Source organism: Bacillus sp. SRB_331, from assembly GCF_003264175.1.
Classification (GTDB): Bacteria; Bacillota; Bacilli; order Bacillales; family Bacillaceae_G; genus Bacillus_A; species Bacillus_A mycoides.
Genome location: NZ_NADV01000051.1, coordinates 1 through 8,102, shown reverse-complemented (window position 1 = coordinate 8,102; position 8,102 = coordinate 1). Strand labels below are relative to the sequence as shown.

The 8,102-nt window shown below is 32.2% G+C and carries 9 protein-coding genes and 2 pseudogenes; 6 read left to right on the top strand and 5 right to left on the bottom strand.

Annotated elements, in window-relative coordinates; genetic code table 11:
- Positions 1-31: 31 nt before the first annotated feature.
- Both B5P42_RS28140 and B5P42_RS28135 read right to left on the bottom strand, forming a co-directional pair.
- Positions 32-178: an aureocin A53 family class IId bacteriocin gene (locus B5P42_RS28140; protein WP_106102811.1), complete on the bottom strand. Its 147-nt coding sequence runs from the start codon at positions 176-178 to the stop codon at positions 32-34.
- A gap of 42 nt (positions 179-220) precedes the next feature.
- Positions 221-367, bottom strand: a complete 147-nt coding sequence (locus B5P42_RS28135) for an aureocin A53 family class IId bacteriocin (RefSeq protein WP_106102859.1) — start codon at positions 365-367, stop codon at positions 221-223.
- 242 nt (positions 368-609) lie between these two features.
- Between B5P42_RS28135 and B5P42_RS28130 the strand changes: the two genes are divergently transcribed.
- From B5P42_RS28130 to yknW, 6 genes are all read left to right on the top strand, one after another.
- Positions 610-1,101, top strand: coding sequence for a PH domain-containing protein (locus B5P42_RS28130; protein WP_113735778.1), 492 nt, complete (start codon positions 610-612; stop codon positions 1,099-1,101).
- A 20-nt stretch (positions 1,102-1,121) separates the two neighbouring features.
- Positions 1,122-2,639 (top strand): PH domain-containing protein, encoded by a 1,518-nt coding sequence (locus B5P42_RS28125; protein ID WP_113735777.1) that lies wholly within the window; start codon positions 1,122-1,124, stop codon positions 2,637-2,639.
- A 94-nt stretch (positions 2,640-2,733) separates the two neighbouring features.
- Positions 2,734-3,927: an efflux RND transporter periplasmic adaptor subunit gene (locus B5P42_RS28120; RefSeq protein WP_113735776.1), complete on the top strand. Its 1,194-nt coding sequence runs from the start codon at positions 2,734-2,736 to the stop codon at positions 3,925-3,927.
- Positions 3,924-4,604, top strand: coding sequence for an ABC transporter ATP-binding protein (locus tag B5P42_RS28115; protein WP_106102855.1), 681 nt, complete (start codon positions 3,924-3,926; stop codon positions 4,602-4,604). The genes B5P42_RS28120 and B5P42_RS28115 overlap by 4 nt, the downstream gene beginning before the upstream one ends.
- Positions 4,601-5,791 (top strand): ABC transporter permease, encoded by a 1,191-nt coding sequence (locus B5P42_RS28110; protein WP_113735775.1) that lies wholly within the window; start codon positions 4,601-4,603, stop codon positions 5,789-5,791. Before B5P42_RS28115 ends, B5P42_RS28110 begins: the two co-directional genes overlap by 4 nt.
- Positions 5,792-5,862: 71 nt before the next feature.
- A complete protein-coding gene (gene yknW / locus B5P42_RS28105; protein WP_106102853.1) occupies positions 5,863-6,537 on the top strand; it encodes a YknW family membrane protein in 675 nt (224 codons plus the stop codon).
- A gap of 204 nt (positions 6,538-6,741) precedes the next feature.
- Here the strand turns inward: yknW and B5P42_RS28100 are convergent, their stop codons facing one another.
- The 3 genes and pseudogenes from B5P42_RS28100 to B5P42_RS28090 all read right to left on the bottom strand — a co-directional run.
- Positions 6,742-7,128: a GntR family transcriptional regulator gene (locus B5P42_RS28100; RefSeq protein ID WP_113735774.1), complete on the bottom strand. Its 387-nt coding sequence runs from the start codon at positions 7,126-7,128 to the stop codon at positions 6,742-6,744.
- Positions 7,129-7,403: 275 nt separating this feature from the next.
- Positions 7,404-7,613: pseudogene (locus B5P42_RS28095) on the bottom strand (helix-turn-helix domain-containing protein); the annotation flags it as partial.
- Positions 7,614-7,678: 65 nt separating this feature from the next.
- A pseudogene (locus B5P42_RS28090) lies at positions 7,679-7,912 on the bottom strand (DDE-type integrase/transposase/recombinase); the annotation flags it as partial.
- Positions 7,913-8,102: the final 190 nt, after the last annotated feature.

The window sequence follows — 8,102 nt, the reverse complement described above, 5'->3', positions numbered from 1 at the left end:
CCTAATATAGTAATTGTAAAATTTTTAATTATTAGCTTACCATGTCATTAATTTTGTTGATAATCCAGTCAATAGCTAGTCCATCTCTGATCCAACCTAAAACTTTACCTTTGTTAGCCCAAGCCCATGAAGCAGCTTTAGCTCCTAATTGGCCTACGATTCTTAAAAATGCAACCATGATACATACCTCCTAATATAGTAATTGTAAAATCTCTAATTATTATTGTGCCGATTCGTAAATCTTTTTGATAATCCAGTCAATACCTAGTCCATCTCTGATCCAAGCTAAAACTTTACCTTTGTTAGCGTAAGCCCATGCAGCAGCTCTAACTGATAATTGTGCTACGATATTCATGAAAATAGCCATAATATACCTCCTTATGAATTTTTTGTAATGCTTTCGCGATTATAAATATATCTAAATTTTCAGATCATGTCAACTTAATTTTTAGAAAAATTTATATATTTAGATTGTTTTCGGTATTTATTCCAAAAAAATCTATACATGGATATATTTTTAAGTATAATAATTACTGTGGGCTTTAACAAAAATTTAGAATAGATAGATTATTAATACGACTAATTATCAAAAAGGAGATTGAGATTAAAATGATAAAAGAACCACAACAAAAAATCTCGCCAAATGCAGTGAAAGTATGGCGGATAAGTGATGTAATTACTTATACTACTGCACTTTCTATATTAGGAATTCTTTTATTTTTACAGAATTATTATGACTGGAAAAGCTGGGTAAGCATTATTTGTTATATCATTATTGCTTTACTCATTATTTCTTCCATATTCGAACTATCCATAATACCTATTTATCGACAACGAACATGGCGTTATGAAATTGATGAAAATTATATTCAACTAAAACATGGAGGAGTATTAATGAGAAAGCATCTAATAATACCGATGGCCAAAGTGCAATATGTAAATACAAACCAAGGACCAATACTACGAAAGTATGGCTTGTCTACATTAACAATAGGTACAATGGCTTCAGAGCATGAGATACCTGCTATTTCTGAAAAGAAAGCAACAGAATTAAGAGCAAACATTGCATATTTAGCTGGAATTAGTGAAATCAATGAATAAAATAGGAGGGCTATAATACAATGAAACAAGAACTAGCATATGAACAAATAGCTCAGCGAATGCATCCGTTATGGATGCTCTTTTCCATAGTTAAATCTATAAAAGAACTTATTCTGTGGATCGTTTTTTTTGCTATTTTTATAAGTTCAAATTCTAACCCTATTTTTATGATTGGTGGTATAGCTGCAGGAGTTGTTTATCTAATTTATAATTTCGTTTCAATATTTCTTGATTGGAAACATTTTAAGTATGTATTTACGGATAAAGAAATGTACATTTATGAGGGGCGTTTCATTAAGGAAGATCGTTTTATTCCATTAGAACATATCCAAGGTATTAGTCAAAATACGCATTTTTTTCATCGTTTATTTGGACTAACATCACTTTTATTAGAAACTGGTTCCAATGAAAAGAAATCTTCCATTAAGCTTGAAATGATAACTTATGAAGAAGCTGCACGGATACAAAAGCATTTAGGACATATTAATTTTATTCCAAAGAAAGAGAATGAAACAGATATACAGAAAGTAGAGTTAATAGAACCTCAATATATTTCAAGAGATAAACATTATGAAATGGCACCTAAAGAAATATTGGTTAAATCACTTATGTCACTCAAATTACTTTTATTGATTCCATTAATTCAAGAGGTTTACTCTAATATAAATGATTTTATTTCTATAGATGGCTATGTAAATGAAATCACCTCTTTTTTTCAAAAATCATGGTTCCTAATGAGTCTTGGCATTCTTATTCTTTTAATAATGTCATTAGCTTATGGGATGATTAAGACTTATATTCAATATGGTAACTTTCAAGTTACTTCTGATCAACATCGAATTTTTATTAGGACAGGTGTATTTAATAAAACTGAATTTTCCATTCCAAAGGAGAAAATCCAAGCTATTAATATTAATACTAATCTATTAAAAAGATGGTTTGGTTTAGTGCAAGTAAAAATTATAAGTATTACTGATATGGAAGATAAGGAGATGAGAACTGCTAAAGTACTCTTTCCACTTATAGATAAAAATAGAGCTTTATTACTAATTCCTGAGATTTTGCCAGCATTTAAAATCGATACAAAAATGATTGGTGTTCCCAAATATACCATTTTTATAAAAATGGTAAGATCAAGCTATATTTGGATTATAGGTACGATACTTACCTATTATTTTTGGACAGAGTTTTGGTATATCCCAATAATATTATTCGTACTTATTAACACATCGCAAATATTGAATGGTTTTTATAGTGGTTACAAACTTAATGGGGAATTCATTCAATTGCAACGAGGAGGATTTTCAACAAATCTATATATAACAAATCGAAAAAATATAGAAGAGTTAAAAATAGTCGAATCCGGCCTACAACGTCTATTTGGACTTGCGACACTTCAATCTTCAATACGTGCTAAACCAGTTAAGAAAACAAAAGTTTTTGATCTTCCAAAGGATGTAGCTAGAAATTACTACTATTGGTATGGGAGTAGTACAAAATATATAAACAAGAAAGTTAGAACTAAAGAAATGAAATAAAATTCTATATTTAAATAAGTATCTAGTTTTATTTTGAAGTTCTAAATTCATTAGATTTGAAACGCAGATTAACCACAAAAGGAGAGAAATTTCTATGTTAGCAAATGCAGATATAAAAAAGAAGAAAACAAAAAAATGGATTATTATTGGAGTTATTGTGTTAATTGTTATTGTGGCAGCAGTTAATATTTTTATTATGCAAGGTAAGAAGAAGGGCGCATCAACAACGGCTGATGCTGTAAGTTTTGAGAAAGTGACAGAGCGTAAGCTGAATAATACGAAGTTAATTTCTGGTCAGGTGAAGCCTGGGAATATTGAAAGTTTCTATGCGGATCCAACTAAAGGGAAAGTGAAAGATATTGAGGTAAAAGAGGGACAAGAGGTAGAGAAAGGTACGAAGTTATTCTCTTATGATAATGAAGAAATTAACTTGCAAATGAAACAAGCTGAGCTTGATCAGAAGATGGCAGATATGCGTTATGACCAAGGAAAAAAGAAGATTGATTCATTGAGGAAAGAAATTAAGAAGGCGAAAGATAGTGGAGCTGGGAAAGAAGTAACAGATCCGATGGAAGAGCAAGTAAGTGAGTTAGAAATAGCGCAAAAAACAACAGATCTTGAGAAAGAAAAAGGAAAGTTACAAAAAGAAGAGTTAAATAAAAAGCAGAAAGAACTTACGATTTATAGTAATTTTGCTGGTGTTGTTCAAAAGTTAGATAAAGATGCAGCACAAAGTTCATCTCAATCATTAGGCGGTCAAGGAAAGGCGTTTTTACAAGTTGCTTCTAAGGATCCGTTTCAAGTTCAAGGGACGTTAACTGAGCTTCAGAAGTCACAAATTCAAAAAGATCAAACATTCACTGTAACTGCGAAAGCGAATAATAAGCAGAAGTGGACAGGTAAGATTACAGAGGTAAGTGAGTTCCCAACGAGCGCAGAGATGGCTCAAGCTGGTGGTATGGGTGAGACGACTCAAAATATGTCTCAATATACATATAAAGCAAGTCTTGATAGTCAAGACGGTTTATCTCCAGGTTATCACGTTTCACTACAAGTAAATTTAGAGAATAAGAAGATGATCGCCGTTCCAAGTAAGAGCATTGTTGAAAAAGGTGAAGATGCATTTGTTTATATCGAAGAAAAAGGAAAGCTTCATAAAAAAAATGTGAAAAAAGGTGCTACTGATGGAGATTGGACAGAAATTGTAGAGGGCGCAACAGTGGGGCAAAAGGTGGTTAAAAATCCTTCCGACGACGTGTATGACGGAATGGAAGTGAAAGAGAAATGATTGCGTTAAATAATATTGCTAAAACGTATTATCAAGGGAAATTGGCAGTGCCGATTTTGCACGGTATTAGTTTAACAATTCAAAGTGGTGAGTTTGTTTCAATTATGGGGCCGTCTGGTTCTGGTAAGTCAACGCTTATGAATATTATTGGTTGTTTAGATCGTCCGACAGAAGGTGAATATGTGCTGAATGATGTGAATATCTTAACGGCAGACGAGTCAAAACTAGCTTTAATTCGTAATGAATATATCGGTTTTGTATTCCAGCACTTTAATTTATTACCACGTCTTTCCGCAGTGGAAAACGTTGAACTTCCACTCGTATATGGTGGGATAAAGAAAGCAGAGCGTCGCAAACGTGCTTTAGAGGCGTTAGGTAAAGTTGGATTAGCAGATCGCGTGAATCATTTACCGAATGAATTATCAGGTGGACAGAAGCAGCGTGTAGCAATTGCAAGAGCGATTGCTAATAATCCAACGTTCATTATGGCCGATGAACCGACTGGTGCACTTGATACGAGATCTGGTGGACAAGTTATGGATATTTTTACAAAGTTAAATGCAGAAGGTACGACAATTGTTATGGTTACGCACGAGGAAGAGGTAGCTGCTTATTCATCTCGCCGTATTGTATTGCGAGATGGGAAAATTACAGAAGATAGAAGGTGTGCCGTATGAGTTTACTAGATAGTATGAAAATTGCTTTGTCTTCTATTCTTTCCCATAAATTACGCTCAGCTTTAACAATGCTTGGGATTATTATCGGTGTATCTTCTATTATTACTGTGGTTGCAATTGGACAGGGCGGGGAGGCTACATTAAAGTCATTATTTGCTGGTAAGGGGAATAATGTTGTTCCTATTCATTACACTCCAGATATTAACAATTCATTTGAAACAGAACAACCTAAGTTAACCGAGGAAGACATTTATGAAGTAAAAAATATCCCAGAAGTGGCACATGTTCTTACAACAAATTCTAGTATGGAAACTCTGGATATCGAAGATAAAAAAGAGATGGTAACTATTACAGGATTAGATAATCAATACTTTAATGTTAATCAAGTGAAAGTATTAAAAGGTCGGTCATTACAGGAGTCTGATATTACCGAAGGAAATAATGTGGTCATGATTAGTACAGGAATGAAAAATAAAGTATTCAAAAAGCAAAATCCTATTGGTAAAATAATTGAAATTAAGGGTCAACCAATGCTAATCATTGGTACGTATAAATCAGATAATGATTTTATGGGAATGGAAGCTTCAGAAGCTCTAATTCCGATTACACTATGGCCAACCTTATATGGAAAAGATGAAATTCAAGAAATTTCCGTACAAGCAAAAAATGTTGATGATTTAGAAATAGCAGGAAAAAAAGCGTCTAAGGTATTAAATGACCGCAAGCCAAGCGAGTTTACAGGAAAATATGAGGTAACAAATTTAAAAGAACTTCAAGATGGTATTTCTCAAATGACAAATATTATGACTATGATTATTGGTGGTATTGCTGGTATTTCCTTAGTGGTTGGTGGAATTGGTGTTATGAATATTATGCTTGTATCAGTAACAGAGCGCACCCGTGAAATAGGAGTACGTAAAGCACTTGGGGCAACGCGCAGTAAAATATTGCTACAATTCTTAATTGAATCGGTTATGGTAACTCTTATTGGTGGACTAATTGGTATCGCTCTTGGCTACTTGGGAGCTTATGTTGTGTCTATTTATGCGAAATGGCCACCACTTGTTTCATGGGAAGTTGTTGTAGGTGGAGTGTTGTTCTCTATGACACTTGGTATTATTTTTGGGTTAATTCCTGCAAATAAAGCTGCGAAATTGGACCCAATTGAAGCACTTCGCTACGAATAGGTTACATGTATGATAAGATGACATAAACTTTCTAACAGAGCGTAGTATATAAATACATGGAGGTTATAAAAATGGAATTAAATATTAAAGATCAAGAGGTCAATGTTGAAAAACCATCGTTATTCGGAATAATTACATCTCCAAGTTTGCAATTTGAAAGAATAAAAAATAGTAACGCCATTTGGAAAAGCCTCTGGCTATTGGCAGCTTTAACCGGTATTGTATATCTAATTAATACATATGCCTATATTCTGTCTCCAGAAGGTAAAAAAGCAAATGCAGAGTCAGTTTTAGATATCCCATTATATTGGCAATTAGGGAGTGGATTTGTTACAGGAGCTATTGGTTTTATAATAGGGGCTTTTATTACTGCAGCTATTTATAAAGTGTTTATGATGTTTATGAACAACGATACACCTTTTAAAAAATTATTAGCAATTTCAGTGTATGGAAGTGTTATTACCACACTTGGTTTATTTATAAATGGTCTTTTGGCTATTATTATTGGAGAAACAGGAGAAGAAATGTATACTGGGCTAGGTCCTTTATTGACTTCGTTTAATGACGTTTTACATGGTGCTATGAAGTCAATTGAAATCTTTACAATATGGTCTTTAGTTATATCTGCATTAGGATTACATATTACAGCAGGATTAAGCAAAAAACAGGCAACGGTAGTTGCAATCATCTTCTTTATTTTCTCAGTAGCTTTTGGAGCACTTGGTGGTATGATGCCAAAATTTTAAGTTGAATTGCTATTAAAATAGCATGGACAAGCATAAAGTAATATTATATATATTGTTTAAAAAACATCTCTATTTAATTCACCGGTTAAAAGTGAATTAAATAGAGAGTTTTTTCATTTTATTGTTTCAAAAGAAATGAAGTGAATGATGCTCTCAGTATACATCTTTGTATTACAGCCTTTTGTAAATATACGTTTTCATATATTATTTATTTAATGATTTAAAATTATCAACATATAATGCAGACTGGAGACTTAGAAGAATCGTCTCTTCATTAAAATTTAAGTTTTTCATATTATTTATAAAATTATCAATTAACTCTGTTATCATTTGGTTAAGAAGTTCTTTGATCCTTTCTTCCTCAGTGGTTACATATCTCCCCATTCCTCTACGCGTTATAATAATCTTTTCTTTTTCTAGCTCTTGAAATGCACGTTGGATCGTATTTTGATTGACTTGTAATGCAGTAGCTAATTCGCGTACAGTAGGAATTTTGCTTCCCATTGACCAGCGTCTAGATGTGATTTCTATTTTTGTATATTCTATTATCTGTATATATACTGGTATATTAGGTGAAAAATCGCTTCTCATTTTTTTACCCCCAGAATTAATTCGTTAATTATATAATATAATAATTTTAAGAAAAAAAAGATAATTTTTACTAATAACAATAAATTTATTGTATTTTTATGATTTTATTTGGTTATTTCCAGTAAAAATTAAGGATTTATATATTTATTTGTTTTAAGAATATATAAAATGTTGATATATTTATAGAAAAAAATCCAGTCTGAATTGAGCAAATAAAAAAAGAGGAAAATTAACTATTTCAGTTAGTTTTTCTCTTTTTTTATTTGCTTTAGTATTTAATACTGCTCTAAATTTGTTATATAGGATTTTACTGCTTGTAATAAGAATTCTTCTTGCCCAATACCAGCATCCGCCGCCATTTGAACTACTTTTTGCTTAAATTCATAATCTGCATGAAAAGTTAATGGTTCTACATTACTTTTAAAGAAAATCCCTTCTACATGTGGAAGGATCGTACCAGATCTCATATGAGAATGTAAGTATTTAAGGTTCTGGTGCAAAAATAAAACAAAAGAGAATAAAGCATATATATTCCTAACGGAATCGTATCTTATGTTGCAAGTCCAAACAATTGATGGATGAATTCTTTTTGATTTTGGACAGACTGGTTCCATAAAGCAATCTGTTCTTTTTTAATCATATGCATGGCTTCTACTCCAGAAAGGATGGATGTAGCTGTGTCAAAAGATTTAAGAACTAGCATAGAACGGATTCGCTTCTTTATAAAGCGATGATCTTGTTCTACTATGTTATTCAAGTACTTTTGTTGTCTAAGTCGCATACCGTTAGGTATGCTTTTCTTACGATTAGTCAACCTGTATTTTTATGTTTTTACTGGGGTGAATATCAGAATAAACGTGTACTTATTATGGTTCTGGTGCAAAAATCGCAAGACTCTTGCAAGTAATCTCCTAAACTTGGACATACTGATAGTATGACTCTAAAAAAGGTGCGTGATCAGTATGGAAAAAGAA

Excerpts from the sequence above, each read along its gene's own strand:
- B5P42_RS28140 (WP_106102811.1), bottom strand. The coding sequence starts at position 178 with ATGGTTGCATTTTTAAGAATCGTAGGCCAATTAGGAGCTAAAGCTGCT.
- B5P42_RS28135 (WP_106102859.1), bottom strand. The coding sequence starts at position 367 with ATGGCTATTTTCATGAATATCGTAGCACAATTATCAGTTAGAGCTGCT.
- B5P42_RS28130 (WP_113735778.1), top strand. The coding sequence starts at position 610 with ATGATAAAAGAACCACAACAAAAAATCTCGCCAAATGCAGTGAAAGTA.
- B5P42_RS28125 (WP_113735777.1), top strand. The coding sequence starts at position 1,122 with ATGAAACAAGAACTAGCATATGAACAAATAGCTCAGCGAATGCATCCG.
- B5P42_RS28120 (WP_113735776.1), top strand. The coding sequence starts at position 2,734 with ATGTTAGCAAATGCAGATATAAAAAAGAAGAAAACAAAAAAATGGATT.
- B5P42_RS28115 (WP_106102855.1), top strand. The coding sequence starts at position 3,924 with ATGATTGCGTTAAATAATATTGCTAAAACGTATTATCAAGGGAAATTG.
- B5P42_RS28110 (WP_113735775.1), top strand. The coding sequence starts at position 4,601 with ATGAGTTTACTAGATAGTATGAAAATTGCTTTGTCTTCTATTCTTTCC.
- yknW (WP_106102853.1), top strand. The coding sequence starts at position 5,863 with ATGGAATTAAATATTAAAGATCAAGAGGTCAATGTTGAAAAACCATCG.
- B5P42_RS28100 (WP_113735774.1), bottom strand. The coding sequence starts at position 7,128 with ATGAGAAGCGATTTTTCACCTAATATACCAGTATATATACAGATAATA.